The following is a 25,520-nucleotide window of genomic DNA, read 5'->3' on the forward strand; positions in this document are numbered from 1 at the left end:
GAGCCGCTGGCTGCCAACGACGTAGCGGGGGCAGCTCAGAGGAGGTCGCTGCGCGTATGGATGATCAGGAGCTGCCCGCTGACCAGAGTGACGCTGGCCTCCGGCTGGATCAGCTGGTTGCTGACACCGCGGGGCCGGCCAAAGACGAGCGTCTCCCCGTGCAGCGAATAGTACAGCCCCTGAGTAGCGACGCCCTCAGCATCGCCCGCCAGAGGCAGCAGCGAGACCAGATCGCCGACCTGACCACGGACCTGCGTGACGCCGGGGCCGCGTAGTAGCCAGCAGATTGATGGCCCATCGATAAGGCGTACTGCTACCTGATCGTAGGCTGCCAGCAGCAGTACGTTGGCCAGCGCGTGGTCGCAGCGGGCCCCACCCCAGGCTCCCAGGATGGTCACAGCCGTTGCTCCCTGCTCAATGGCATACTGGAGCGCCAGCTCGCTATCGGTCTCGTTCTTCTCGACAGGCGTTTGCACAAAACGGCAGCCGGCAGCCTCAAGTTGGGCAGCCAGGGCAGGAGCGAGCGAATCCAGGTCTCCCAGTACGACCTCTGGTTGCCGGCCCAGGCGAAGAGCGCTCTCGGCCCCACCATCTGCCGCCAGAATCAGGTCTGCCTGGCGTAGAGCCTCCTCAATCAGAAGGCTCGGGCGCAGCGTTCCACCGGCGAAGATCACCGCCTGCATCTCAGCGCTTGGACTCCTTTCTTTCCATAGTTGCCGCCGCCCCACCGTTGGTTGGTTAGCTCTGCTCGGGCAGGTCAGGGCGGGCAGATCTCAACTGGAGAGCATTGTACCATCTTGCCAGCATAGCAAACGAGGGCCAGAAAGGGGCAGAGACGTGCAAAGCGGCGAATAATGACGTACAATGGCCCTGGTTGGCTGGAAGGCTTCTGGCTGTCTGCGGCTGCCCGCTTGCTTCTCCTCTTTCACTACCAGTCGCTGAGGGTCGCTGAGCGACCTCCTGCTGCTGATTTGCCAGCCTGCCAACTGGCCAGCGCGTAGCTCTCTTGGAGAATTATCCGTTCTACAGGTGGAAGTCTTCACTTCGCCACGTGGGGGAAACAAGCAATGCTTTCCACGCAAGCGATACCGCAATCATGGGGGCGTTACCCACGCGTCAAACCGGCGCGCGTCGTACCGATCTACTGGCGCGATCAACTGCCTGATCTGCGGACCCTGCCCGGGCCGCTGCTGGCCTACGGCTATGGCCGCAGCTATGGCGATAGCTGTCTTAACGAAAATGGAACGGTGCTGGTGACCAGTCACCTGCGGCGTTTTCTGGCTTTTGATGAAGAGCAAGGACTGTTGCGCTGCGAGGCCGGCGTCTCGCTGGCCGAGGTTCTGGATCTGATTGTGCCTCGGGGCTGGTTCCTGCCGGTCTCTCCGGGCACGAAATTTGTATCGGTGGGTGGGGCGATCGCCAACGATATTCATGGCAAGAACCATCATAAGGCGGGGACCTTCGGCTGCCACGTCACGCGCTTCGAGTTGCTGCGCTCGAATGGCGAGCGCCTGGTCTGCTCGCCGACTGAGAATCGCGAGCTGTTTGAGGCAACAATCGGCGGCCTCGGCCTAACGGGCTTGATCCTCTGGGCCGAATTTCGCTTGAAGCGCATTCACAATCCCTATATCGATATGGAGCGTATCCGCTACGATTCGCTCGAAGAGTTTATGGAGCTGTGCGCCGAATCCGACGAGCAGTATGAGTATACGGTAGCCTGGGTCGACTGCCTGGCCAGCGGAAGCAAGCTCGGACGAGGCATCTTTATGCGCGGCAATCATAATCAGTCTCCCGACTATGCTCGCAAGCCGCTGCCGCGCAAGCTGCCGCTGGCTGTGCCCGTGGATCTGCCTTCCTTTACCTTGAACACGCTAACGCTGAAAATCTTCAATACACTCTATGATCACTCTCAGCTTCAGAAGCGTGTCTTTAAAGTAATTCCTTATGAACCTTTCTTCTACCCTCTAGACTCTATTCATGACTGGAACCGCATGTATGGACCACGCGGGTTCTTCCAGTATCAGTGTGTGGTGCCGTACGATCAGGGCTACGATGTGATGAAGGAGATCCTGCAGCGCATCAGTCGCTCCGGTCAGGGTTCGTTCCTGGCGGTCCTGAAGAAGTTTGGTGACGTACGCTCGCCTGGCCTGCTCTCCTTCCCGCGCCCGGGCCTGACCCTGGCGCTGGATTTCGCCAACCAGGGGCCGAAGACCCTGCGCCTCTTCGACGAGCTGGACGCGCTGGTGCGCGAGAGCGGCGGGGCGCTTTACCCGGCCAAGGATGCCCGCATGCATGGCGAGGATTTCAAGCGCTTCTTCCCACGCTGGCAGGAGTTTATGCGCTATGTTGATCCGAAGTTCTCATCCAGTTTCTGGCGGCGGATGGCCCTCGTACCCTCGCGGGAACAGTCTGCCACGGTAGAGGTTTGACTATGGTGTTGCAGAAAGTTGTGATTGTTGGCGCAACCTCGGCCATCGCCTACGAGGCGGCGAAGTGCATGGCGGCCCGAGGCGCCGAGTTGTTTCTGGTTGGGCGCAACCCGGAAAAGCTGGAGACGGTGGCCGCCGATCTGCAGGTGCGTGGGGCTCAGCGCATCGAAACCTTTGTCCTGGATGTCAACGATGTAGCGCGCCATCAGGAGATGCTCGACGCCGCCGTAGCCGCCTTCGGCTGGCTGGATGGCTTGCTGATCGCGCACGGTACTCTCGGCGATCAGCATAAGTGCGAGCTGAGCGTTGAGGAGACGCTGCGCGAGTTTCAGACCAATGCCCTCAGTGTCATCGCGCTGCTGACGCTGGCCGCGAACTATTTTGAGCAGCGTGGGCGCGGCTGCATTGCGGTGCTCTCTTCGGTAGCAGGCGATCGCGGTCGCCCCAGCAACTATGTCTATGGTGCAGCCAAGGGGGCGGTCTCCCTCTTCTTACAGGGCCTGCGTGCTCGCCTGGCCAGGCACGGCGTGGCCGTCGTGACCATTAAACCAGGACTGGTCGATACACCAATGACGGCCCATCTGCGCAAGGGACTGCTCTTCGCCAGCGCGCGCCGCGTTGGTCGTGGCGTCTACCGGGCCATGCAGCAGGGCCGTCCGGTGGTCTATTTGCCCGGCTATTGGCGCCTGGTGATGCTCATTATTCGTCTGATTCCTGAGCGCGTCTTTCAGCGCCTCTCGCTCTAGCCTGCTGCCGGCTCAAGGCAGAGGCAGGTAGGTGACTTGGCCGTTGGGCCCGACCTCCAGGAGGTAGAGGGGGCGGCCTGGGAAGGCGCGGCGCAGGCGCTCAAACTCCTCTGGCTCGCTGGCCCTGGCATAGATGATATCCCCCTGCCCTAAGAGGGGATTATTGAGGGGGAAGAGGACGAAATCGTAGAGGGTCAGGTCGGTGGTGACGACAATGGCGTGGTGCACCGGCGGCTGGTAGATGGCCTGCAGATTGATCTGCGTTCCGGCTGGCAGCCCGCTGTAGTTCTGATAGAGGCTGATCTGTCGCGGGGTGTAGTAGAGAAGATTACAGGCCAGGAGTCCACTGAAGAGCAAGACCGTCAGCGGGCAGCTTTGTGCCAGCAGACCCACCAGGGAGCGCCCGATGATCGGTTCTTGCTCTGCTGTCGTCTGAGGGAGCGCACTGGCCCCCTGCTGAGGCTGGCCCGCCCGGCTGACCGAGCGACCTCTCCAAGCCTGCCCAATGCTCCGGGCAATGGCCTGCTCGTAGCGGGCCAGGGCCACCAGACCGCGGGCACTCAGCATGAGTAGAAAGGGTAGCGTCTCGTAGAGGTAGCGCGGCCCCAGATAGATGCCGTGGTAAAAGTAGCCCACAAAAGCCAGCGCGATAGCCGCCGTCCCCGCTAACAGTAGCCAGTCTGCGATCCGGCTCTGGCCGCTCACGAAGGGCAACAGCGGCAGGGCCAGCGTGAGATAGAAGGGCCAGCCGAAGAGATCGATCGCCAGAATCGTGAGCTGCTCGTCAAGGTTGACCAGACCGGCGGCCAGAGTGTGGGCGCCGTAGAAGCCGATACCCTGACCGAAGCCCCAGCGGTCGCCAGCGAAGAACAGCTCGCGCGGAGTAATCAACGGGTTGCCCGTCAGGGCCAGATTGTACAGCAGGTCGAGGATGAAGAAGAGCAAAAGGATCAGACTGGAGACGGTCAAGGCTCGTAGCCAGGCATCCGGCCAGGGACGCCAGCGTCGCCAGGCAGCAAAGAGGGTGGCACCGCTCAGCATAGCAATATAAAGCAGCGCCACCTGCTCGCGTGTCAGATAAGCCAGCCCGAAGCAGAGCGCTGCCAGGGGTGGTCCCCAGAGCTTGCCCTCTTGCTGAAAGCGGAGCAGCGCCCAGAAACCCCAGACAAGATAGAAGAGTGTAATAGTGTGACTGAGGTAGGAGGCCGCCAGATAGCTATAGAACGGTGAGAGCACCCCCAGCAGCACAGTCAGCGTAGCGACCGTGCGGTCGTAGAGACGGGCAGCAATGAGACCGATGCCCAGCAGAGCTAATGTCCCGAGGATCGGCTCGACGGCGTAGGGCAGACCGAGCCAGAAGCCCGGCACCAACGTGAGAGCGGTGCCGGGTGGATATTGAGCGAACCAGCGACCGTCAAACTGAACCATGAAGGGACCGGGAAAGAGGTCGGGCGTAGGCGGAAGGGGTACAGCTAGCCGCCCCTGGGCGTACATTTTGGCGGCGAAGACGTAAGCGGCAGCATCATAGATATGAGGCTGGCCATTGTACTCGACCCGCGCAATCCAGAGCGTATAGCCCAAAGAGGCGATCAGGGCAAGCAAGGCCAGTGGATGCAACGCCGTTGTCAGGCGCTGCCACCAGCCTATGAGGAAATCAGGCACTCGTTGGCCGCAGGCAGTCCACCAGGACCGCTGCCGAGCGCGAGCGCAGCCAGCGCCTTCCTGGTTGGCGTGAGAGGTGGCTAGACGTCGGGCAGCAACCAGTCGCTGACCCACCAGCGAGCCGATACTGGTCAAGGCGCTGGTGATCAGCGTCAACAGAAGCAGCAAAGCCGTGGCCCAGAGCAGCGAGCGCACCAGGGTATCAACGACCTCGGCCCCGAATGGCACGGCATCGAGCGGAAAAAAGACGCTCCTCATAGACTGGGCTGATCCTGTTCCCTGTTGAGAGGACAGCTCTGGGGTGAGCCAGATCAAGCTCAGACTGCGATCGTTACGATCCAGCGTAATCTGCAGCATGCCACCGCTGGCGGTCATCAAAATCAGCGAGCGCGGCGTCTCCGGTCGTTGCAGCTCAAGATGCAGACGCAGCGTCGTGCTCCCCGGCAGACTCACCGTCGTCGAGGGAGCAGGCCAGGCGACGGCCTGTAGCAGACGGTTGCCACTCCAAACCTGGAGATTGCGCCAGCGACTGCTCCCCCCTAAGTCGCGCATCCAGCTTTGAAAGCGGTAGTACCATGAAGAGGAGATACTATGAATATAGGAGAGATCGAGCGTGAAGTTATTGGTGCTATCGCTACCGTCGATCTGGTACTCCTGAAGAGCGGGGTCCTGGGCTGGCAGGCGCAGCCCTATGAGAGGCGCCAGATGGCCTAAGGTGAGGCGCTGGCCTCCCACAAGCAACGACGTCATACCCGACTGGCTCACCACCTCCACCGGCAGGGCGGCCTGATAGCACCAGGCATCGGCCCCTAACAAGAGCAGCAACAGGCCGCCGAGCAACGCGCAACGCCAGAGCCAGGAGATCGCCCGACGTCGCTCTCGCGTCGGCTCAGTGTGGGGAGGGGCTTCTGCACTGCTGGCCATGCCTATCCTTCCACCTCATCTGCATACAGACCGGAGCGCATCCCAAAGTGTCATAAACCACGCCTGCTCTTCACAAAGCGACTCGTCCCAGCCGTCACTGACGCCCCCTGCTCCTTTTCGTACTGTGCGCAGGGCAACAGGACAGTAGGGCAGCGGGAGGCGCTCCCAACTGGCGCCCATAGATAGCAGGCCGGCCAAGGCCGGAGGCGTGTTCACTCATGGTTTGAGGCGCTTGCGCTGCTCCTGCTGGCGCAGAGCTTCATAAAGAACAATGCTCCCGGCGACCGCCGCATTCAGCGACTGGATACGCCCCCGCATTGGAATGCTTACCAGCAGATCACAATGTTCGCGTACCAGACGATGTAACCCCTTGGCCTCGCTGCCCACCACTAAAGCCAGCGGTCCCGTCAGATCGACCTCGGTATAGTGCTGGCGGGCGCTGGCGTCCAGGCCGATCACCCAAATATTCTGCTGCTTCAAAAACTCGATGCAGCGTGTCAAATTGGTCTCACGGGCGATCAGCAGATGCTCGGTGGCGCCGGCAGAGGTCTTGACCACTGCGGGAGTAATTTCCGCAGCACGATGCTCTGGAATAACGACCCCGTGCACTCCGGCGGCCTCAGCGCTACGCAGCAAAGAACCCAGATTCGTAACGTCCTGCAACGCATCCAGAATCAGCACAAAGGGGTCTTCCTGGCGCTCAGCGGCGCAGGCCAGGATCTCATCGAGGCTGGCGTAACGGCGCGACTCCACCACGGCAATACAGCCCTGATGGACAGCGCCGCTGCTTAACTGATCGAGGCGTGGACGAGGCACGCTCTCGATCGGGATCGAACGTCGTTGCGCCTCCTCGACGATGGCCCGGAGAGCTGGCGCCTCGCGCAATCCCTCGGCCAGAAGCAGGCGTTTGACCCGGCGCGATGAGCGCAGGGTCTCCAACACTGGATTGCGGCCCCAGACATAATCGGGCATAGCACTCCCTCAGCGGACGAAGGTTAACGGAGCAGACCTGTTTGATAAAGCAAAGCAACCACAGCACTCCTGAGACCGACCCGAGCTGATGACGTTGGGCCAGGTGCCAGGCCATCAGAGAAAGAAGGGACAGCCTGTCAAGATAGAGGGGAAAAGCCAGGCTGTCCTCTAGAATCGGGCATCTTCCTCCTGCTCCACGGATTCCAGCGGCATGGTTGGCAGAGGCGTCTCAGCGGCTTCAGACTCGGGCAGGGCGCTGAAAAGACCAGCGACCAGCTCGCGTACTGGGGCAAAGCTTCGACGATGATGCGGACTCACGCCATAGCGGCGCAGGGCGGCAAGATGAGCCTCCGTCCCATAGCCCTTATGGCGGTCGAAACCATAGACAGGAAACTCCTCGTGGAGGCGCTCCATCAGGTGATCACGCGTCACCTTCGCAATCACAGAAGCCGCGGCAATCGAGAGGCAGCGCGCATCACCCTTGATCAGAGGGCGCTGGGGCAGAGGGATGCCAGGCAGCGTCAACGCATCCAGCAGCAGGGCCTCTGGTCGAACCTGCAGCTGAGCCAGGGCCTCGCGCATAGCCCAACGTGTGGCTTCCAAGATGTTGCGCGCGTCGATCAACTCCACTGGGGCTATGCCTACACCTACGGCGAGCGCCCGCTGCTGAATCACCGCATACATTCGCTCGCGCTGCGCGGGAGTCATCTGTTTCGAATCGCGCAGCTTCGTACGTAAAAATAGCGCAGCCGAATCCTGATCGGACTCGGCTTCAGGCGTCTCAGCCGCCGGTGTCAGCCGGGCCAGTTGCTCGACAGGAAGAATCACGGCGGCGGCGACCACTGGACCGGCCAGGCAACCACGGCCAGCCTCATCCAGCCCGGCGACGAAGCGGTAGCCCTGAGCAAGCAGCGCCAGCTCTTCCTCTAAGGTTGGCTCCATGTCTCCTCTCTGCTGCCTCGGTTTCGCGCTCGCGCTCCTCCTTTCCCGCACCAGCTGAGCTGGAAGCAGGCTCAGCGATTACCTGGTCGGTGTCAGGGCTGCCGGCCTCACCAGCCGCCGGGCGAGCGATGAAGAGATAGCGAGCGAGCAAAGGAGAAACAACAGAGCGTCTCAACAGAGCATAGAGAAGGCTGCCCACGAGGGGCAACTACTCCTCGCCCCCGCGCTCCTCGCCCAACGCCTCGCGAGCTGCCGCGGCAGCCTCCCTGGCGGCAATCTCGGCCTTGCGCATCGGGCGGATCTCCTTCAGGCGGGCCGACTTACCGGAACGCTCGCGCAGATAATACAGCTGCTTACGGCGCACCCGCGCGTGACGGAGCACCTCAATCTTCTCAAGGCGGGGTGAATGGAGCAGAAAAGTACGCTCCACACCAATCCCATGTGCAGCGATGCGGCGCACGGTAAAGGTTCGATTGACGCCGCCGCCGTGTAAGCGAATCACAACCCCCTCGAAGGGCTGAACGCGCTCATCTTTACCCTCACCGATGCGCACAAGCAGACGGACCGTATCACCGGACTTAATCTCCGGCACATCCTTACGCATCTGCGAGCGCTCTACTGCCTCCAGCAGTGCGCGTCCGGCGGGCTTTGGAATCTCCTGTTTCTCGGCCATATTCCCAGAAACCTCCACTCCGCTCCATTACGCCACCAGGGCAGGCGACCGCGACGAGGCCCGCTCTTTTCGCATCTCTGGACGGGAGACCTCTCTCACTGGCTAACTGGTTCGCTGCCGCCGTACTGGAGACAAGCAGACAGCAACCAGGCCGTGCAATCCGGCTGGCTCTGATTCTGGTAGCGCCTGGATAGACGGATTGAGACAACACCAAAGCAGGCGGCAATGAGCCGGCTTGCTACGAACCGACCTCTTGCGCTGCTCTCTATCGTTGTGAAGACTATCTTTGCTGAAGAAAGGCCAGAAGGCCCTTTCGCCTACTTCGGGCCGACACTCAGCAGCCCTACCTGTAGCAGCTGAGCGGCCACTGGCTTGACTCTCACCTAGCTACCGACCTGGGCCTGCTGAGGAGAGCTGGCGGCTTTCGCGCTATTGAAGAGTTTCATCAAACGCGACTTGCGGCGCGCGGCATTATTGGGATGCAGCACACCTTTCTTCACAGCGCGATCCAGCGTACTGATAGCATTGCGCACCGCCGCCTCAGCATCAAGGCCGCTTGCAATTGCCAGGCGAGCCTTTTTAATCGCCGTCTTGACCGACGACTTCACGCTGCGGTTATACAAGCGCCGCTTGCGCTCCTGACGCAGGCGTTTCTCCGCTGACTTCGTGTTGGGCATAGAAGCTTATCGAACCTCCCCGCTTCCTTAGCGATAATCACACGACAGCTACTTGTTGACGCCTTTCACTCACACGACGAGGGTCTCGCTGCTGACCGTGGCAGCTCGCCCGTTATAGCCTGACACTCGGCTCTCCTTGAAGAGTGCTCCTCGGCGGTGGGGTCCAGCGCGGGCGGTGCGTCGCGTCACATGACGTCACGTTGCATCACGTCACAGCGCAGCCGCCCCGTTGAGGCGCCAGCGACCTGGCCAACTGGCTCGATGGAGGTCGAGCCTTTGCCAGCGTGGCCTGGTTGGTGGTCTTATGCCGTGTTGCGCTCCTTGCCAGGCGACGCCTCTCTGGTGTCTGCTTGCTGTCTATGGATCAACTGGCTGGCTACTAACTTGGTTGCCTGATTCGTGCAAGCAAGATAAGACCGGCGCATTGGGCGCCGGATAGGGTGAGTGCTCAAGGATTGTAACATAGCCGGCGCCGGTTGTCAAACGCTCTTTCTCCCTGATCGTCCTGCTCCTGGCTGGCCGTGTGCTGCCTAGCGTTGGCGCCGTGTAGGGGTGAAGCTCGATGAAGAAGCCGGGTGGGCAAGGCAAGAAAGCAGAGCAAGGGAGATCTGGCCAGACCTCCCTTGCTCTCGTCGGAAGAGAGATCGAGGTGGTTGCGTCTATAACAAGGCAGAATCTGACAGTATGGTTAGTAGATGATCAGCGGTGTCCCATAGGTCGTATGGTTATAGAGCCAGCCAGCCTGGTCTTCCTGCATATTAATGCAGCCGTGGCTACCATTGCCGGCGAACTCCTCATCGCCGCCGCTATCGTAATGCGGGAACTCCGTGCCCGGCCCATAGTCGGCGCGCCACCAGCTATCGTGGATAAAGTAGCCGTCTTGGCGGTAGGCCATCGCATAGTTAATCTTGGTATCGGGATACCAGAAGGCCGAGCCTTTCGGCTCACTCGACTTGAAGATGGTTGGTGACTCCCGATCGAAGATATGGTAGATCCCTGGGGGCGAAGGTCGCATATACTGCCCGGTGGTCACATAGAAGGCACGCACCAGCTCTCCATTATTGTAGAGACGCAGCACCTGTTCCACCAGTGAAACCACCATGACCTCGCCCTGCATAAAACCATAGCGCTCCATCAGCTGCAGATCGGTGTTATGCGCCTGGTTGTAGGGTGTCTGATCGTTGTAATCGGCCTCCATCGCCTGCAGCAGCGTCGTGCTGCGATTGATGAAATCAATGGCCGCCTGGTAGTCATCGACGGACTGAGCTGTCTGCACCAGATAATCGGCATCCGAGCCGATTCCCTGATCCATATATTCGAAATCCAGCTCGTAGCCGTGGTACTTATGTGTGGCGCCCCAGTTTTTGACCTCCGTATGGAACTGCTGGAGCAGATAGTTGGCCTTGCCACGGTAGACAGTGAGCTGGATGGCGGCGATATCATTGTCGATCTGCGAAGAGACCTGCAAATAATCGCCGATGCTCTGGGCCTGATCAAGCGCGTGTTGATCGGCGGTCAGCCGCTGCTGGAACGTGCTCACGTCCTGGCCGTACTGCTGAGCCTGAGTGATATAATCGCTAAACTGCTTCAGCTTGGCCGCGCCAACGTAGGGGATGGCCTGCGTGGACAGGACCACAGCCTGGGTGAACTGGGCGTTGATCGTGCTGATCAGCCCCTGGAAATCCGCGGGGGTCTGTGCCGTTTGAAAGCGCTGCTGATCGGCCTGGAGCAGCTGCTTGAGAGGCGTAGTATCCAGATGCGAAGCCTGAAGCTGGCTAATGACCTGATCAAAGGTTTGCATTTGGCCGGCGGCGGTTGCCATCAGACGCAACGCCTGGGTGTCCTGGCGAGCCTGGTTACTGATCTGCTGGTAGTCTCGTGGCAGTTTGGCCCGATTGAAGGACGTCTGCAGCTTTGTCAGGCGATTCTGGAAAGGCTGGGCCTCGGCAAAGCCCTGAGCCTGGCGCTCGGAGAGCACGCTGGCGTAGTCCTGCAGATCCTGCCAGGCCTGATAGTCAAATTCGTCGGTGACTTGGGCAGTTAACCCCTCCACCTGGGTGCAGAGTTGCTGATAACGCTGAGTGAGATTCTCATAATATTGGACCAGGGGCTGGTCGCTGAAAAAGCTCACGGGGGCCCGGCTACTGCTCAGCTGGGTCTCCTGATCCTGGATAGGACTGAGCAATGTCTGAGGAACGCCCACGCTGCGCGCTTGCGCAATGAGGCTGTCCAGCTCAGCCTTGGCCTGGCTTGCAGCTTGCTGCTGCGGAAGATTCCCTGTACATGCATTTAGTGTCAGAAGTAAAAGAAAAAGAAAAAGACTAAGCACAATCGAGCTTTGCCAGAAGCGCTGCCGCGCTTTCCTCTCTGAGGGCTTCATTTCAGAGCAGCCTCCTGCTTTTTAGGAAGAGAAAAGGATCAATGGATAGGAATAGATCTTTTCCTTAACTAAAGATAACGCTTTTTCGCTCCTGGATGGCTCACTCTCCCAAAAAGTAACAGGGGAGAAAGGGCGAGACCAGGGAGCGATCAGCTAGCGATCGGGTAGAGTCCGGGCAAAGCATCTGCCTGGATGGCTCGCCTTCCCCCGAGGATTCCCTTATTGTTTTCAGATAGCCTTTCCTGACGGAAGGGACCTGTTCAACCCAGGGCCTGTTCCAGATCGGCGAGCAGGTCGTCGCTGTCCTCGATGCCGACCGAGAGGCGTAGCAGCGTATCGGTGATGCCGCGTGCCTCGCGCACCTCGCGAGGAATGGAGCCGTGGGTCATGCTGGCGGGATGGCAGACCAGGGACTCGATGCCTCCCAGGCTTTCAGCCAGCGTGAAGACCTGGAAGCGGCGTACCAGGCGATCAACGTCCTCGCGCGTTCCTCGGAGCTGGAAGGAGACCATGCCGCCGGGGCCGCGCATCTGGCGCTGAGCCAGAGCGTAGTCGGGGTGTTGATGCAGTCCGGGATAGTAGACACGCTCAACGCGCGGGTGCTCTATCAGAAAGTGGGCGAGGCGCAGGGCATTCGCCTGATGCTGCTGCATACGCACGGCCAGGGTTTTCAGTCCGCGCAGAGTCAGCCAGCAGTCGAACGGCGAAGGAACGCCGCCGGCGGCATTCTGATAGAATTTGATCTGCTGATAGACCTCTTCGTTGCTGGTAATCACTGCTCCACCGATGACGTCGCTATGGCCATTGAGGTATTTCGTGGTGCTATGGACCACAATATCGGCCCCCAGCTTCAGCGGCTGCTGCAAGTAGGGGGTGGCAAAGGTATTGTCCACCACCAGGAGCAAGCCGTGGGCATGGGCCACCTCGGCCACGGCAGCAATATCGACCAGCCGCAGCAAGGGATTGGTGGGACTCTCCAGCCAGATCAGCCGCGTCGTTGGGCGAATGAGGTGGGCGTAGCTCTCAGGCGCGCTTCCCAGAGGCACATAATCGCAGCTAATCTGATAGCGGCGTAAGATCCGTTCGAAGAGGCGATAGGTGCCGCCATAGAGATCATCGCAGGCGATCAGGTGGTCGCCTGCGCTCAGCAGGCTCAGGACAGCGCTCTCGGCGGCCATGCCCGAGGCGAAAGCCAGGCCGTAGCTTCCCTCTTCCAGGGCTGCCAGGCAGATCTCCAGGGCCTGCCTTGTTGGATTACCGGTACGCGAATACTCAAAGCCTTTATGGCCACCCAGTCCCTGCTGAGCATAGGTCGAGGTCTGAAAGATCGGTGGCATAATCGCGCCGGTGGAGGGATCAGGCTCCTGGCCAGCGTGGATAGCCCGTGTTGCAAACTTCATCGTAGTGCTCCTTGTGCTTATAGTTGCTCCCCTCTGCGGGTTCGCGGATTGTTCATCATGGTACTCTGTCCCCCCATAATTTGACCAGCCCTTCCCCGCCAGGGCAGCCATTGACCTGTGTGGTTCTGGCGCGTTACCATACAACAGGAGGCAGAGAAAGGAAGCGGACTTAGGCCAGCCTGTGGTGTGCTGCATTCCTACCTGTTAAGCCGAACTCTCTCCACTAGTAGAGCTGGCCTGAGGCTGCGCTCTGCACAATTCGCTACGGTCCGCTCCCGCAAATGTTGCGCGACACGCTCAGGCAATAGTAAGGAGGTCTCTCTGATGGCGTTCCTGTTCTCAACCAGCGCTGACTTGCCCGAAGGAAAAGCCACTGAGGCGACGAGGCGCAAAGAAGAGGCGGGAGTCGTGCTAGTGCATGGCCTCAACGGCAGCCGATATGATATGCAGGAGCTGGAAGTCTATCTACGCGCGCGAGGTTTGCAGGTAGTGAATTTGCTCCTGCCCGGGCATGGAGAAGAAGATGCCACGCGCTTGGTCGAGGTGAGCTGGAGAGACTGGGTGGAGGCGGTGCGTGCGGAGCTGCAAGCGCTCAAGCATCGTTGTGCCGCGGTATTTCTGGTAGGACACTCGCTAGGCGGGGCCTTGGTGCTCTATGTGGCCGCACAGGAGGCGGTGGATGGTGTCGTGGCCATGTGTGCGCCACTTCACCTCTATTCCTGGACCCTGCCTTTCATTCGGCTGGCACGCCGGCTGATGCCCCGCATCCGCTGGGCCTGGGAAGACATTCGCGATCCGGCGGCGCGCTATGCCTACAGTCGTCAGCGCTTCAAGCAGAGCCATCAATGGCGTGTGCTGGCTGCCATTGAGAATCTGCTGGAGTTTCTCCCCCATCTGCGGCAGGCTCTGCCTGCGGTGACCGCGCCGGCTCTCATCATGGTCGCACGCCATGATCACGTCGTTCCCCCTCGCGATGGCCGGGCCATCTATCATCAGATCAGCTCGCATGAAAAGTATCTGATCACCTTTCATCGCTCCTATCACCTGATTACCAAAGACTACGACCGCGAGGAGGTCTTTGAGAAGACAGCTGCCTTTCTCACTGAGCAAGCGCACAAGCGTGGGGTGGTCATCCAGGGTGAGAACCATCAACGAGCCTGGCAGCAGGCTGGCACCCCGTTTGAGCCTCCACCGGTGCCTGGGCTACAGACGCGCTGCTGGCGCTGGTGTCAGCAGCAGTGGCAGCTCATGAGTATGCGCACGGCCCAGTTCGCCCAGTGCTTCACATCCTGGGCTGCTCTCGTGTATACTCAGACGGCGAAGAAATTGAAGCCATGATGTGAGGCGACAACTAGCATTGGCTCATCAGGTGAGTGATCCACCGCGTGCTCCAGCTGGCTCTGCTCCCGGCTCGCAGAGCCGCTACATGCACCTATCGAGAATTGGCATGCTGGCCATGCTGAGCCTGATCGGGCTGCTCCTGGCCTGCTTCAATGGCCTGCTCATCTATGGCCTGACTCCCCAGGCTCAGCAAGCAGCTGCACGCTCGGCGACGGCGACCGTGAGCGCTCTTGAAACCCGTGTTGCTTCTCCAATTGTATTAACGCCGACCCCAACTCCCAATCCCTCAGCGACGCCAACACCCAACCCACCGATTTTCTGGCCCAACAACAGTGTACCCAACGCTGTACTCCAATTGCCAGAAGATCGCTATTTGCTCTATGAACAGCCATATAATCCTAATTTGCCAAGTAATCCCAAAAACACCCAGAACCCCAATAGCCAGCAAGGGAATCTCTTCCTGGCGCCTTTGGGCGGTCAGCCGGAAGTCCTCAATGCGCCCGGCTACATTTACAACCAGGCAGTGCGGCCTATGCTCACGCCCTCTGGGCAGCTGCTCTATAGTGGTGATGGCCTCTGGCTGCTCGACATCTTTAGCGGTCAAGCCACACAAATCGCTACCATCGACGCCGACGCAGTTGTGACCTCGATGGCTCTCAGCAGTGACGGGCACTGGCTTGCCTGGAGTAGTGAGCCCTCCAATGGACGGGGCACTATCAAGATTTACGCCGGGCCACTGGCCAGCACCCACCTCGTCTATCAGCAATCGACCGCCGACTGTCCCTGTTTCCGGGTTTTTGCTGTGCTCCCTTCCAGCAGCAAGCAGGTGCTTGCCTATCTCTTGCTCACCGACAGCCGTGGCAGTCATGAGGCGATTCAAAATGGCCTCTGGGTGCTTCCGATTACCACTACAGCCGGGCAAGAGCAGCAACAGCCGCAGGAGATTCTTGACGAAGATCCGCAGCAAGGGCCGCTGCTCCTCTCGCCTTCTGATCGCTTCCTTCTCTATTCGCCCAACGAGGGGCAGGTCCCCTATCCCACTGATAATAGCGTCCCGGCGGACATCGCGGCTCTTTCCTATGCCAACAGTCTCAGCCTGGCCTCATTGGGAGGCTCACCGCCAGCCCTGGGACAGGCCCAGATAGTGCTACCTGCGCAGCGGGCCTTGCGCAGCATTGCCGATTATCACTGGGTAACTACGCCGCTTTTTACTCCCGATGAGCGCTCCCTGGTCTATGTGGAGTTTTCGAGCGACGACCAGCCCCCCTATGAGCGCCATAGTGCCCTCTACACAGTGCAGGTTAGCGATGGCAATGGTCACCTGCACGTGGCCAGGCCCGTGCTCCTGGCTACTACCACCGCGGCCCTGGTTGAGCTAGGGACCTGGCTCAATGGGCACACACTGACCTTCTATGCCGATGGTAACATCTTTGCTCTCGATCTCAGCAGTGGAGCTATTGCGACTCTGGTGCAGGCAAGAACCTACGTGCGTGCCATCGCTGTTGTTGGCACGGGTCGCATCTAAGGGCCTGTTGAGTGAGGAGCAAAGGAGAGCTGTTTCTCCTCTATTGCTCTTCTCAAGAAAGAAGGGAGCTGAGCGGGGGGGTAAAGGGCATGGATAGGATCATGTGACTCAGCCGGGTCACAGCGAGATTGCAGGCTCAGCTCCTTATATTTAGTTTACTCTGTCTACCAACAGGCAGCGGGCGAGCGGAGGCTCTTTTCCCCGGCCAGCTCTTCCGTTACGGTGCGCAGGCTGAGGAAGTGGCGTGGCAGGGAAAGCAGCAGGCGCGAGGCAGGCGCAGAGGCAAGCAGATAGCAGGTCTGAGAAGAGGCAAGGACCTACGTTGAGCCAAAGAAAGCCCCTGGCTGAAGAACAAAAAGACCCCCTGCGGACCGATCCGATCATCGACAGCCCGGTGTTCGGGCGGCCATGTCGCTTCGACCGGCTGGAGGGTGCTCCCATTGGGCGACTCCTCGCCGGTGTCTGGTCTGGGTCTTCCCCCGCGATCTGGCTCTGGCTTGCCCGGGCTAGGAGCCTGGGGCCAGAGCTGAACGGGAGGGCTAGAGCATGCGCCGCTCTAGTGGGCGGCCAAGCAGGAAGCCCAGCACGAGGCCCGTGATGAGGCCACCGATGTGGTCAGAAACGGCGATATTGCTGCCAGGGGCGAATCCCAGAGCCAGATTAAGACCCAGCCAGAAGAGCCAGTTGATAATTGCCCCCTGGCCGAAGGGTCCCAGCGCTCGCCTATTCATAATGTAGAAGGCGCCAAGTGCGCCGAAAACGCCGAAGATTGCTCCCGAGGCGCCCACGCTCAGCACCGTTGCGGGCATCAGAAAGTAGGTAGCCAGGCCGCCGACAATCCCCGAGGCGAGGTAGATGATCAGGTAGCGTAGCTTGCCATAGAACAGCTCGGTAGCGCTCCCGATCAAGAATAGAGAGAGCATATTTAAGAAGATATGCAGGATGTTCGCGTGTAAGAACATCGCCGTGAAAATGCGCCAGTAGTCTCCGACCTGGCTGACCTCTCCCCCCATCTGGTAGAGCACGTTCTCGTCAATGAACAGGTTCTGACTCAGGAAAACCTCGACCAGAAAGACGGCGATGTTGATAAAGATCAGGGTATTTGTTACCAGGCGTGGATAGCGGCTCAGGATAAAGCGTCCGCGTGTGACCTGGCGTTGGAGCTGACTGCGCTGGGGCCAGGGAGTCTGCTCCTGTGGCAGGGGCTGACTTGGGCTGGTAGGGGCGTTGGGTGAGGGTGAAGGGGGAACACCCCGATAGCCGAAGCCGAAGCTCTCCTCCAACGGAGGGAAAGCCCGCTCGAAGCGCCCGCCGTAGGAAAGGCGCGCCGCGCGTGACCGTGCCAGGCCGGCATCGTAGTACTGGCCCAATGCCTGCAGCAGATAGGAGCGCAAAGCGTGGGCGTAGGCATTTGCCGGGTCCTGAGCAATGTACTGGTCGACGTAGCTCAGAGCCTGATCGTAGCGCTTCTCCAACAGCGCCAGCAAGGCTCGGGCCAGCAAACTCTCCAGACCGCCTTCCGGCTGTAGCTCCTCGACTTTCTGGCAAGCCAGAGTCACCACCCGGTAGTCTCCCAGGCCCAGGTTAGCCTCCGCCAGGCCCAGGTGCACTTTGGGATTCTCTGGATCGATCTGGGCGGCGTGGGCAAAAGCGATGGCTGCCTCTCGGGGTTGTCCTTCGGCGAGAGCTTGTTTGCCCCGCTCCAGGTAAGATTGAATCTCGGTCTGTGCTTCCAAATGTGTCTCCTCCACTCAGGCGTAGTGCCGCACTATACCGTCAATGCTCCTGCTCTTGACTGGGCTGGCTGTGGTCTGTCGCGTCAAGGTAAGGACTTCCTCCTTGTCGCGTTGCTGCTTCCTTCACTAAGGCGTAAGACAGCCAGTAAAGGCCACCGGGACCTGAGCGTCTGACTGCTTCGCTGGTGTTCTGGGCACCACATCCTACATGATACCATAGAGACGTGCTGCCAGGGGCCTCTGGGTGACCCCAAGGAAAGGAGCGGCCTTCTCACTGGCTGGCCAGACTGATGGCCCTGGCAGAAGGATGTGGCGGCAGTCGTTTCTCTCTCGGCCAGGAGCAGGAGGCATCGGATGGCTGTCCTCTCTCATGGGGCAGCAGGCTGCTCGTAACCAGCCCTGAACCCCGGGTCGCTGAGGCTGTTAGCACACTCTGTACTCAGAAAATACTACGTATAGTCTGGCAAAAGGTGACGCTTCTCTCCTCGTTTTTGGAGTGGTTCCTGGCTCTCTGCCCTATCTCGGAGGGTATCGCGCCGGCCACAGGAAGCTCTCAGCAATAGCTGACCGGCTCAGATCACCTTCCTTCCAAGCTGAGGCTATTCTAGTATAGCCGGCCTTTAAGACGAGGAGGGGGCGCCGAGGAGCCGGACGCCCCAGGTGACCCTGCCGCGGCTCTCATCTCAGCAGGCCGCTGGTGTGGATGAAGGTCAGCGTCCCGTTCAGGATGAACTGGATGGCGAGCGCTGCCAACAGGATGCCCAGGATGCGCGATAGGACCAGAATCCCCGTTCGCCCAATATGCTCCATAATCCAGATGCTGTGGCGCATAACGATCCAGGCTGCCAACAGTGAGGTGGCAATAGCGGCTGCCACAGAGAAGAGCTTGAAAGGATCGGGCAGCGCCTGATCGACATAGAGAATAGTGGTGGCGATCGTTCCCGGGCCGGCGATCATCGGAATGGCGAGCGGAAAGACGCTAATGTCCTCGCGGGTCATCGCTTCTTCCTCTTCTGCGGCGGTGCGGCGTGTCCCCGACGAGCGTCCGAAGAGCATCTCTACAGCTACCAGGAAAAGCAAAGCTCCCCCTGCCATATTGAAGGCATAGAGCGTAATTCCCAGTCGATCGAGTAGAAAACGTCCTACAAGTGCAAAAAAAGCGATGATGGCTGCACTGATCAAGATGGCGCGCGTAATCACCGCGCGGCGCTGGGCCTCATTGAGGTGAGCTGTCAGCGCAATGAAGACCGGTGCTAATCCGACGGGGTCGATAATCGTAAAAAAAGTCACGAAAGCGCGAGTTGTAAAGACCACTGCAACGCCTCCCTCACTCGACTAGCTTGCTGTAGTATACGGGAGAAAGCGCTCTCTGGCAATGTTGCAGTGGTAGCTCGTGTCAGCGTCAGGTCAGGGAAGGAAGCGGGTTGCCGGGGCCTGATCTGCGGCTGGCACTCAGATCCGCAAAGAAAGCAGGCTCACCGGCAAAGCAGGCGGCGGTGCAGAGAGCGAGCTAATCGCCCCGACGGTAGTATGGGCGGCGGTGGCGCCAGGCGCCGAAGGTGATCAAGTGCCAGAGGAAGACTAAGAGGATGGCCCCGATGAGCGCTCTGAAAATGGGAACACCGTAGACCGTCGGATCGCCACTGATAGTGAAGGGAAGCACATGGGTAAAGAGCCAGATGCCAATCAGTCCGGCAATAACTGCTCCGATAAGTCCCCCAGGCAGCCGCCAGCCGACGATAAACTCAGCCAATAGCCCGGCGATCGCGGCTATTGCCAGGTAGATGACTGTACCTACGGTCACCGTCCAGTGAAAATCGCCAATGTTGATCGTAAAGAGTGGTGAATCCGAAGTGAGAGCAGCGATGGCTGCAGATGTCACAGAAGCAAACATAAGAAGTTCCCTCCTTCTCTTCAAAACGGGCCTTGTGGCCTGGGCCGGTCCTCCTCCCGTGCCACCTCATCCATGATCTCTTGCTCTGACAATACACGTATAACGTGGCTGAGAGCAAGTCAACAATAAAAGTTTCAGCAATTTCTCAGCTAACGCTCAGCTTTCTAAGGGAAAAGGGCCTGTCGTGAGCAGTCTGTCGCCTGAGCGGACTCAGCAGCGTATACAGCTAATGAGGGCCTTGTCACTGGCCAGGCTGAACATGGCTGGCTACCGCGCTGGTGGTCGCTGTTTAAGGTCATGCGTTATAATCAGGTAGTACAGGCTTCTCTAAATCTTTGCCGGGAGGTCTCCTTCTTATGCAAAGCGCAAAGCGCTATTTGCTGGTGATCGGGGTTGGGGTATTGGTGTTGCTGATTGTAGGCTTTATCCTGGCTGCTCTCTTCCATGTTTTGCTGGCCGTACTCTATATTGCTCTGATCATTCTGGCTGCGACGACGCTGATTGCTATTGCTCTTCTCATCTATGCTGTTCTCGCTCTGCTGCGGGCGATTACGACGGTGCGTAACGAGATGCGTCCCCTCCTGGCCTCAGTGCAGGAGACGGTTGGTGTGGTCAAGGAGACGGCGCGCACTGCCGGCCATACGGTCACAACGGTGGGTAGCGCCGCCCAACTGGCGCGTGATTTCGCGCTGGCGCCGGGGATTCGCGCCGTGGCCACTGTTCTGGCGGGACAGCAGGTGTTGCGTATCTTCCTGGGCAAGGGCCGTGCCCGTCGCAGCGAAGAGCGTCGGCGCCAGCAGATGCGTGCCATTCGTGCTCATGAGGTTGGAGGAAAGTAGCTATGTCCGTCCCTGTCCTGGCTGCTCTCGCTGCTGATCCCTTGGAGACCTGGGGACAGATTGCGGCGATCGTGCTGGCGATCGAGTTGTTTGTCTTTGTCTTATTAGCGCTGGGGCTTTCCATCGGCTTATTCTTTGCCTTTGCCTGGGTCCAGGAGAAGAGCGAGTTGATTAAGCGTCTACGCCCAGTGGTCGATCAGCTCAATCAGGCCCTGGAGACCAGCCCCACCGAGCGGTCCACCGAGGGAGGAGCGCTAGAGCATCCGCTGGTCCAGGGTGTGGTCAGCCTGCCGGAACGGGTGCGGGCGGTCGATCGGCGCGTCGAGCAAGGAAGCGATCGGGTAGCAGAGGCCGTGATCGAGTTCCGCGCGCGTACAGTGATGGTCAAGGAGATGGCCAGAGCCTTCTTCTTGCCAGGATTAGTGCGGCGCGAGGCGCGCCAACGAGAGCTGCGTCGTGCGGCTGAGGCCGGCGCGGAGTTGCGAGAGGATTCACGCGAAGTGGGGCCGTCGCCGGCGGGCCGTAGCGTTGCTGAGGACCTGCCGGCTACCTTTGAAGCCGAGGGTGCTGGCCGAGTCGGTGTTGCGGGAGGGCTTTCCACCAGAGAGGAGGCGCCTGCTCAACAGGCGGTGCAGTCCATGCGCCATGTCTCTCCTCATTGACTACGTACGTCAGTTCACCCGTTTGCAGCGGAATGCTCGCCTCTATCTGATCAGCAACGCTCTCAGCGGTGTTTCGCTCGGCATTCTGCTGCTGCTCTATAATCTCTATCTCGATGCTCTAGGTTATCGTGCTGATTTCATTGGGGCTGTCCAATTTGCGGCTACCGTTGGGGCGGGCCTGGCTATCTTTCCCGCTGGCCTCTGTGTGGACCGTTTGGGGGGCAAGACGGTCCTGATCGTGGCCAGTCTCCTGATTGGCCTACTTGGGGCTGGCCAGATCCTGTTTCGACAGGCCCTCCCCTTGCTGATCACGGCCTTCCTGGCGGGAATAGTCAGCGCGGCCCTCCTCGTCGTCAACGCTCCCTATCTGACACAGCACAGCTTGCCTGCAGAGCGCTCCCATCTCTTCAGCCTCAATCTCGTCGTGACGCTGGTGACCTCAGTAGCTGGGCGTCTGCTTGGGGGAGCGCTGCCTGTCTGGCTTCGTCAACTGACCTGGCTGATGGGGCCGCTGCCCTTCCCGCTCAGTAGTCTGCTGGCTCCTCAGCCGGCGGCGCGCGCCTATCAGCTTGCTCTCATTGGGGCCGGCTTGCTAGCTGTTCCCAGTCTGATCCCTCTCTTCCTGCTCGATCCTGATCCGCAGCCTCTGTCAAAGCCTGCCGATGGCGGGAGTGGGGGGGCCAGACGTATCCTGACTGAGAGAGTGGGTGGTCTTGCTCGCAGGGTCATGGCCGACTGGCGGCGCTGGCTGGATTGGAAGGTCTGGAGGCCCTGGCTGGGCAGCGCCCTGGTGTTGCTTACCCTGGAGCAAGGGCTGATTGGCTTCGGGGCCGGCCTCTTTATTCCCTACTTCAACCTCTTTTTCGTGCGTCATCTGGGAGCCAGCTCCTGGCAGTTTGGCCTCATCGATGGTGGGGCCACTGCTCTCACCGCCGGCGCCACTCTTCTCGCCCCCTGGTTAGCGGCGCGCCTGGGCAAGGCGCGGGCTGTAGTCTTAACGCAAACTCTCAGTCTGCCGCTCATGCTCGTACTGGGCTTCAGTCCTTCGTTGTTGCTGGCGGCCCTGCTCTATCCACTGCGTCAGGGGGCGATGGATATGACAATGGGCGTGCTGCAGGCCTTCTCAATGGAGGTTGTGCCGGGGCAATGGCGCGGCCTGGCCAACAGCAGCTATCAGGCTGCCTACTGGATCGCCTACTCCTTGTCGACCCCCATTGGTGGGATTGTCATCGTTCAGCAAGGCTATTCTGCCGTTTTTGTACTGGCGGCCATCAGCTACGCACTCGCCATCCTCGTGCTCTGGCGAGGTTTTGGGCATGATCCACAAGAGGCAACCAAAGGAGGGGCCGGGATGAACCAGACTGATCCGGGAGCAGCCGAAGCGGAGGCCCGGCAGCGCTGACTGAGTCACTCCCCTCTCGTTCACCCCGGGTCATGGCAAGAACTAACCTGCTGACTTACTTGCTCAATCTATCCTTCCTGACCACCGCGGGCTGTCGCTCCTCTGGCAGTGGACCGGCCCGAATGCGTGAGCGAGCCTAACGAGCCGAGCGGAGCCAAGTGGCTGCTTGCCTGCCTGCCTGCCCGTCGTCTCTTCTCTGGGACTCGTGCAGGCTCGCTCACGCGCCTGCCTTGCTTGGACGAACCATAAAGCGGATAAGCAGGATCGTCAGCTCATACAGGCAGGACATGGTCACCCCCAGGATAATGGGGCTATAGAAATCGGCCCCGGGGGTCAAGAAGGTCGAGGCGATCCACAGCCCGACGTGAGACGCGGCGCGGCGGCGTTTCAAGGTTTCCGCGCTTACGATCCCGAGCTTAGCCAGGAAAGTCAACACGAGAGGAATCTCGAAGACGATTCCGAAAGCCAGCAAGAAGAAGGCCACGAACGTAAAGTAGCTGTCTGCCGAAACCAGCTCCACAAAATCGCCGGAGGAGAAAGCGATTAGCCATTGAACTGGATACTGCAGGACCACGAAGCCCAGGCCAATACCGGCCACGAAGAGGAGGCTGCCCAGGATCAGGAAAGGCAGAGCGGCCCTTTTCTCGTGGCGATAGAGACCGGGGGCGATAAAAGCCCAGGCCTGGTACAGGATGACCGGCATTGCCAGCAGGATGCCGACAGCGATCGAGACCTTGAGGAAGACCGTGAAGCCCTCGGCCAGGCCGATAGTGATCAGACCCCTGCCTGCCAGCTCTCCGTGAGAGTCGAGGCGTTGACCAGCCGTCAGCGTTGGCAGGGGCAACGTCAGGAAATGCAGGATTGGCTCGCGGAAGATAAAAGCGACGACTGCCCCGACGACTACCGCAATCAGGGACTTAAAAATGCGCCAGCGCAGCTCCTCCAGATGCTCGACGAGCGTCATGGAGGCGCCGTCTTCCTCTTCCTCCTGAAAGCGGAAGGTCTCATCCAGGTCGGGCATCAGGTCAGGTTGTCGTAAATTCCCTGTAGCCATGCTCTTCCTCTGCTCACTCCCGGCGGTGTAGAGCGGGCTGGACCGATAGGAGGCGTCTACTCTGCATAGCTGCTATCTTGCTTCCTTGTCCTTCTCGCAACTTCTACAGAGCGGCGTCTCATTCGGCCTTCTGCCCGCCCTCGCTGATGGTCGGTTCTGTCTTGCTGACGCTCGCAGGAGAAGCCTGGCTCTGAGTCGACTGAGGCTGTGTCTCGTGAATCAGCTCGGGAGTAGGCTCAAAGAGTGGGTCCTGTCGCAGGCCGCTCCCGCTGCTCAAGCGGTTCAAATTGTTCCGTGCGGCATAGGAAGGGGAGAAAGGCTCATCCAGGGGATCATGCTCCTCTTTATCCCTGGTGAGATCGCTCATGCCCTTACGGAACTCCTTAATGCTTTTCCCAATTGCCGAACCCATTTCAGGCAGGCGCTTTGGACCGAAGATCAGCAGGGCAACGATCAGAATAACAACCAGATCGAGGCCGTGGAATCCGGGGAACATAGTTGCACCCTCTCTTTTCTTGTCTTGTCTTGCCTTATGGAGGCGTGGCGCCTTCCTTTGTGCACTCCGAAAGCGACAACACTCTTCTTCTTACTTTACTTATTGTATCTCACGCTTGCCCCCCCTTGCTAGCGCGGCTCTGAGCAGGGGGCAGGAGGCTGGAGAGCCAGCGAGCGGAGCACCTGACCCGTCTAGCCAGAATAGGCGGGGTAGGAAGACAGCTCTCGCTGCTGGGGAGCCAGCAGGGACTGCACACACTCCAGGCCGAGGCTCAGCACACCGGCCCCGGCGGCGCCGAGAGCCACCAGAGCGGCGGCGCGGCGGCGGCTCAAGCGTTGTTCTCCCAGCAAGCGGGCGATACGTTGACCACTTTCCAGAGAAGCGGCCTCTCTGGTCAGGCCCGCCCGCAAGCGGGCCTCCAGATCAGGTGGAGTAGGGGCCTGCTCACCATAGTGGCGCAGGAGCAGGACTTCAACAGAGTCCAAAGGCTGCATAGTGTCTCCCATTGTACCAGGGAGGATTAGAGACCAGGCGTTCAGGTCTCTCCTCACTGGCGGCGTCTCCTGTTTGAAACGTCTGCTCGGGCTGAAGCGGCGGCGCTGGCGCTGGCTCTCTGCTTTCGCGCGGAGAGGGCGCTGGCTCACTGCCTGCCGGAGCAGATTGGCCAGCAGAAGCAGGGCTGGGCTGGCGACGCGGTCCGTCGCCGCGCTCCAGGGCGTAAAGCTGTTGGAACTGACGGCGAGCGCGTACCAGGCGCTGACGAACTGCTGGCTCGCTCACGTCCAGCATCTGAGCAATTTCCGCACTGGAGAAGTCGCCCACCACTGAAAGCAGGAGGCAGACCCGTAGTGGCTCCGGCAGACGCTGCAACGTTCGCTGGACGGCATCGCGTTCGGCGATCAGTTCGCTGGGATCGGAGCCAGGTGTTGCCCCGTAGCCATGAGGCTGGACAGGAGCCGCCTGGGCCGCAAGATTCTCCGTCAAGCGTTCGCTCTCCGGCTCCTGAGCGCGTCGGCTCTGGTTGCCGAGTGAAGAGAAAGGCACGAAGCGGAAGAGGCGCTTGCGGCGCTCCTGCATACGGACTGTATTGAGAGCGATTTTCAGCAGCCAGGCACGGGCATTAAAATGAGGGCCACTGGAAGCGCGGGCGGCCTCGATACTTTTCAGAGCCTGCTGAAAAGTATCCTGAGTGAGGTCCTGGCTTTCCTCCCAATCGCCGGTCAGGCCATAGATTGTATGAAAGACCAGCTTGCCGTATTGCTGGATCAGCGCCTCAACGGCCTGCGCCGCGGGTCCCATTGTTGTCTACATCCTCACTCACGCACTTGCTCGACGTCAACCGGAGCCGGTGAAGCCGGCCAGGGGAAGTAATCTCTCCTTACTTAAGGAGATGCCTGGGGGAGAAGAAATGTGACAGGGGGAAAGGTGAGGGGGGAAGACGAGGTGAGCGGTGACCACCACCCCACCCATCCCACGCCACATAAGCCCTCGAATCTGGCTGAAGAAGCAGGTCGTCCTCGGCGCCGCCTGAACGACCGTTTGTCCACCCACCAACCTGATCGATTGCTCGACTGGAGCGATAGGTAGAGAGGCAGGCGTAGCGGGGAAAAAGCAGAGAGGCGGTTTGACCGGCTGTCTGGTATCAGACAAACCGACGCGACGAGCGCATCTACGGCGCGATCCAACCTAGTTCCGAGGTCCCCAGACAGGTGGATGGGGAAACAAATAGAGCCGTAGAACTGCGGCCACCGCGCCGCCTCCTGTCT

22 protein-coding genes are annotated in these 25,520 nt (G+C 60.0%); 7 read left to right on the plus strand and 15 right to left on the minus strand.

The window, feature by feature from the left end; genetic code table 11:
• Window positions 1-35 precede the first annotated feature (35 nt).
• Window positions 36-683 carry a thiamine diphosphokinase gene (locus KTAU_RS17340; protein ID WP_151729561.1) on the minus strand — a complete coding sequence of 216 codons (648 nt, stop codon included), beginning with the start codon at window positions 681-683 and terminating at the stop codon, window positions 36-38.
• 384 nt (window positions 684-1,067) lie between these two features.
• On the opposite strand from KTAU_RS17340, the gene KTAU_RS17345 reads away from it, so the two are divergent.
• Both KTAU_RS17345 and KTAU_RS17350 read left to right on the plus strand, forming a co-directional pair.
• Window positions 1,068-2,429, plus strand: coding sequence for an FAD-binding oxidoreductase (locus tag KTAU_RS17345; RefSeq protein ID WP_151729562.1), 1,362 nt, complete (start codon window positions 1,068-1,070; stop codon window positions 2,427-2,429).
• Between the two features lie 8 nt (window positions 2,430-2,437).
• Entirely contained in the window at window positions 2,438-3,175 is a 738-nt protein-coding gene (locus tag KTAU_RS17350) for an SDR family oxidoreductase (RefSeq protein WP_151729741.1), read from the plus strand.
• A 12-nt stretch (window positions 3,176-3,187) separates the two neighbouring features.
• On the opposite strand, the gene KTAU_RS17355 is transcribed toward KTAU_RS17350, so the two are convergent.
• The 7 genes from KTAU_RS17355 to KTAU_RS17385 form a co-directional block, all read right to left on the minus strand.
• Window positions 3,188-5,761, minus strand: coding sequence for an ArnT family glycosyltransferase (locus tag KTAU_RS17355; RefSeq protein ID WP_151729563.1), 2,574 nt, complete (start codon window positions 5,759-5,761; stop codon window positions 3,188-3,190).
• A gap of 216 nt (window positions 5,762-5,977) precedes the next feature.
• A complete protein-coding gene (gene rlmB / locus KTAU_RS17360; protein WP_151729564.1) occupies window positions 5,978-6,733 on the minus strand; it encodes a 23S rRNA (guanosine(2251)-2'-O)-methyltransferase RlmB in 756 nt (251 codons plus the stop codon).
• Window positions 6,734-6,901: 168 nt separating this feature from the next.
• Window positions 6,902-7,726: a ribonuclease HII gene (rnhB, locus tag KTAU_RS17365; protein ID WP_228026516.1), complete on the minus strand. Its 825-nt coding sequence runs from the start codon at window positions 7,724-7,726 to the stop codon at window positions 6,902-6,904.
• 157 nt (window positions 7,727-7,883) lie between these two features.
• Window positions 7,884-8,348 carry a 50S ribosomal protein L19 gene (rplS, locus tag KTAU_RS17370; RefSeq protein ID WP_151729566.1) on the minus strand — a complete coding sequence of 155 codons (465 nt, stop codon included), beginning with the start codon at window positions 8,346-8,348 and terminating at the stop codon, window positions 7,884-7,886.
• Between the two features lie 383 nt (window positions 8,349-8,731).
• Window positions 8,732-9,025, minus strand: coding sequence for a 30S ribosomal protein S20 (gene rpsT / locus KTAU_RS17375; RefSeq protein ID WP_151729567.1), 294 nt, complete (start codon window positions 9,023-9,025; stop codon window positions 8,732-8,734).
• Window positions 9,026-9,713: 688 nt separating this feature from the next.
• On the minus strand, window positions 9,714-11,405 hold the full coding sequence (locus KTAU_RS17380) for a L,D-transpeptidase (protein WP_151729568.1): 1,692 nt from the start codon (window positions 11,403-11,405) through the stop codon (window positions 9,714-9,716).
• A 260-nt stretch (window positions 11,406-11,665) separates the two neighbouring features.
• Window positions 11,666-12,826, minus strand: coding sequence for a cystathionine gamma-synthase (locus tag KTAU_RS17385; RefSeq protein ID WP_371875117.1), 1,161 nt, complete (start codon window positions 12,824-12,826; stop codon window positions 11,666-11,668).
• Between the two features lie 303 nt (window positions 12,827-13,129).
• Between KTAU_RS17385 and KTAU_RS17390 the strand changes: the two genes are divergently transcribed.
• Together KTAU_RS17390 and KTAU_RS17395 are read left to right on the plus strand one after the other, a co-directional pair.
• Window positions 13,130-14,143, plus strand: a complete 1,014-nt coding sequence (locus KTAU_RS17390) for an alpha/beta hydrolase (protein WP_151729570.1) — start codon at window positions 13,130-13,132, stop codon at window positions 14,141-14,143.
• Between the two features lie 88 nt (window positions 14,144-14,231).
• Complete coding sequence (locus tag KTAU_RS17395) at window positions 14,232-15,671, plus strand: hypothetical protein (RefSeq protein WP_151729571.1); 1,440 nt, start codon at window positions 14,232-14,234, stop codon at window positions 15,669-15,671.
• A gap of 539 nt (window positions 15,672-16,210) precedes the next feature.
• On the opposite strand, the gene KTAU_RS17400 is transcribed toward KTAU_RS17395, so the two are convergent.
• The 3 genes from KTAU_RS17400 to KTAU_RS17410 all read right to left on the minus strand — a co-directional run bounded on the left by KTAU_RS17400 (window position 16,211) and on the right by KTAU_RS17410 (window position 19,301).
• Window positions 16,211-17,407 carry a rhomboid family protein gene (locus tag KTAU_RS17400; RefSeq protein ID WP_151729572.1) on the minus strand — a complete coding sequence of 399 codons (1,197 nt, stop codon included), beginning with the start codon at window positions 17,405-17,407 and terminating at the stop codon, window positions 16,211-16,213.
• A gap of 678 nt (window positions 17,408-18,085) precedes the next feature.
• The gene (locus tag KTAU_RS17405; protein ID WP_151729573.1) at window positions 18,086-18,721 is read right to left on the minus strand and encodes a MarC family protein; all 636 of its coding nucleotides are present in this window, start codon (window positions 18,719-18,721) and stop codon (window positions 18,086-18,088) included.
• A gap of 196 nt (window positions 18,722-18,917) precedes the next feature.
• On the minus strand, window positions 18,918-19,301 hold the full coding sequence (locus KTAU_RS17410; RefSeq protein ID WP_228026517.1) for a hypothetical protein: 384 nt from the start codon (window positions 19,299-19,301) through the stop codon (window positions 18,918-18,920).
• Between the two features lie 356 nt (window positions 19,302-19,657).
• Here KTAU_RS17410 and KTAU_RS17415 point away from each other — a divergent pair, with 356 nt between their 5' ends.
• From KTAU_RS17415 to KTAU_RS17425, 3 genes are read left to right on the plus strand one after another with little or no spacing between them, the layout of a single operon-like run.
• Window positions 19,658-20,140 (plus strand): hypothetical protein, encoded by a 483-nt coding sequence (locus KTAU_RS17415; RefSeq protein ID WP_151729574.1) that lies wholly within the window; start codon window positions 19,658-19,660, stop codon window positions 20,138-20,140.
• Window positions 20,141-20,142: 2 nt separating this feature from the next.
• The gene (locus tag KTAU_RS17420) at window positions 20,143-20,802 is read left to right on the plus strand and encodes a hypothetical protein (RefSeq protein ID WP_151729575.1); all 660 of its coding nucleotides are present in this window, start codon (window positions 20,143-20,145) and stop codon (window positions 20,800-20,802) included.
• Window positions 20,786-22,204 carry an MFS transporter gene (locus KTAU_RS17425; protein ID WP_151729576.1) on the plus strand — a complete coding sequence of 473 codons (1,419 nt, stop codon included), beginning with the start codon at window positions 20,786-20,788 and terminating at the stop codon, window positions 22,202-22,204. The genes KTAU_RS17420 and KTAU_RS17425 overlap by 17 nt, the downstream gene beginning before the upstream one ends.
• A gap of 217 nt (window positions 22,205-22,421) precedes the next feature.
• On the opposite strand, the gene tatC is transcribed toward KTAU_RS17425, so the two are convergent.
• From tatC to KTAU_RS17445, 4 genes are all read right to left on the minus strand, one after another.
• The gene (gene tatC, locus KTAU_RS17430; protein ID WP_112431190.1) at window positions 22,422-23,258 is read right to left on the minus strand and encodes a twin-arginine translocase subunit TatC; all 837 of its coding nucleotides are present in this window, start codon (window positions 23,256-23,258) and stop codon (window positions 22,422-22,424) included.
• Window positions 23,259-23,376: 118 nt separating this feature from the next.
• Entirely contained in the window at window positions 23,377-23,754 is a 378-nt protein-coding gene (locus KTAU_RS22470) for a twin-arginine translocase TatA/TatE family subunit (protein WP_151729577.1), read from the minus strand.
• Between the two features lie 191 nt (window positions 23,755-23,945).
• Window positions 23,946-24,248 carry a hypothetical protein gene (locus KTAU_RS17440; protein WP_151729578.1) on the minus strand — a complete coding sequence of 101 codons (303 nt, stop codon included), beginning with the start codon at window positions 24,246-24,248 and terminating at the stop codon, window positions 23,946-23,948.
• Complete coding sequence (locus KTAU_RS17445) at window positions 24,226-25,053, minus strand: RNA polymerase sigma factor (RefSeq protein ID WP_151729579.1); 828 nt, start codon at window positions 25,051-25,053, stop codon at window positions 24,226-24,228. The genes KTAU_RS17440 and KTAU_RS17445 overlap by 23 nt, the downstream gene beginning before the upstream one ends.
• Between the last annotated feature and the right edge of the window lie 467 nt (window positions 25,054-25,520).

This window comes from Thermogemmatispora aurantia, from assembly GCF_008974285.1.
Classification (GTDB): Bacteria; Chloroflexota; Ktedonobacteria; order Ktedonobacterales; family Ktedonobacteraceae; genus Thermogemmatispora; species Thermogemmatispora aurantia.

Excerpts from the sequence above, each read along its gene's own strand:
- KTAU_RS17340 (WP_151729561.1), bottom strand. The coding sequence starts at position 683 with ATGCAGGCGGTGATCTTCGCCGGTGGAACGCTGCGCCCGAGCCTTCTG.
- KTAU_RS17345 (WP_151729562.1), top strand. The coding sequence starts at position 1,068 with ATGCTTTCCACGCAAGCGATACCGCAATCATGGGGGCGTTACCCACGC.
- KTAU_RS17355 (WP_151729563.1), bottom strand. The coding sequence starts at position 5,761 with ATGGCCAGCAGTGCAGAAGCCCCTCCCCACACTGAGCCGACGCGAGAG.
- rlmB (WP_151729564.1), bottom strand. The coding sequence starts at position 6,733 with ATGCCCGATTATGTCTGGGGCCGCAATCCAGTGTTGGAGACCCTGCGC.
- rplS (WP_151729566.1), bottom strand. The coding sequence starts at position 8,348 with ATGGCCGAGAAACAGGAGATTCCAAAGCCCGCCGGACGCGCACTGCTG.
- rpsT (WP_151729567.1), bottom strand. The coding sequence starts at position 9,025 with ATGCCCAACACGAAGTCAGCGGAGAAACGCCTGCGTCAGGAGCGCAAG.
- KTAU_RS17380 (WP_151729568.1), bottom strand. The coding sequence starts at position 11,405 with ATGAAGCCCTCAGAGAGGAAAGCGCGGCAGCGCTTCTGGCAAAGCTCG.
- KTAU_RS17390 (WP_151729570.1), top strand. The coding sequence starts at position 13,130 with ATGGCGTTCCTGTTCTCAACCAGCGCTGACTTGCCCGAAGGAAAAGCC.
- KTAU_RS17395 (WP_151729571.1), top strand. The coding sequence starts at position 14,232 with ATGCACCTATCGAGAATTGGCATGCTGGCCATGCTGAGCCTGATCGGG.
- KTAU_RS17410 (WP_228026517.1), bottom strand. The coding sequence starts at position 19,301 with ATGTTTGCTTCTGTGACATCTGCAGCCATCGCTGCTCTCACTTCGGAT.
- KTAU_RS17415 (WP_151729574.1), top strand. The coding sequence starts at position 19,658 with ATGCAAAGCGCAAAGCGCTATTTGCTGGTGATCGGGGTTGGGGTATTG.
- KTAU_RS17420 (WP_151729575.1), top strand. The coding sequence starts at position 20,143 with ATGTCCGTCCCTGTCCTGGCTGCTCTCGCTGCTGATCCCTTGGAGACC.
- KTAU_RS17425 (WP_151729576.1), top strand. The coding sequence starts at position 20,786 with ATGTCTCTCCTCATTGACTACGTACGTCAGTTCACCCGTTTGCAGCGG.
- tatC (WP_112431190.1), bottom strand. The coding sequence starts at position 23,258 with ATGGCTACAGGGAATTTACGACAACCTGACCTGATGCCCGACCTGGAT.
- KTAU_RS22470 (WP_151729577.1), bottom strand. The coding sequence starts at position 23,754 with ATGTTCCCCGGATTCCACGGCCTCGATCTGGTTGTTATTCTGATCGTT.
- KTAU_RS17440 (WP_151729578.1), bottom strand. The coding sequence starts at position 24,248 with ATGCAGCCTTTGGACTCTGTTGAAGTCCTGCTCCTGCGCCACTATGGT.
- KTAU_RS17445 (WP_151729579.1), bottom strand. The coding sequence starts at position 25,053 with ATGGGACCCGCGGCGCAGGCCGTTGAGGCGCTGATCCAGCAATACGGC.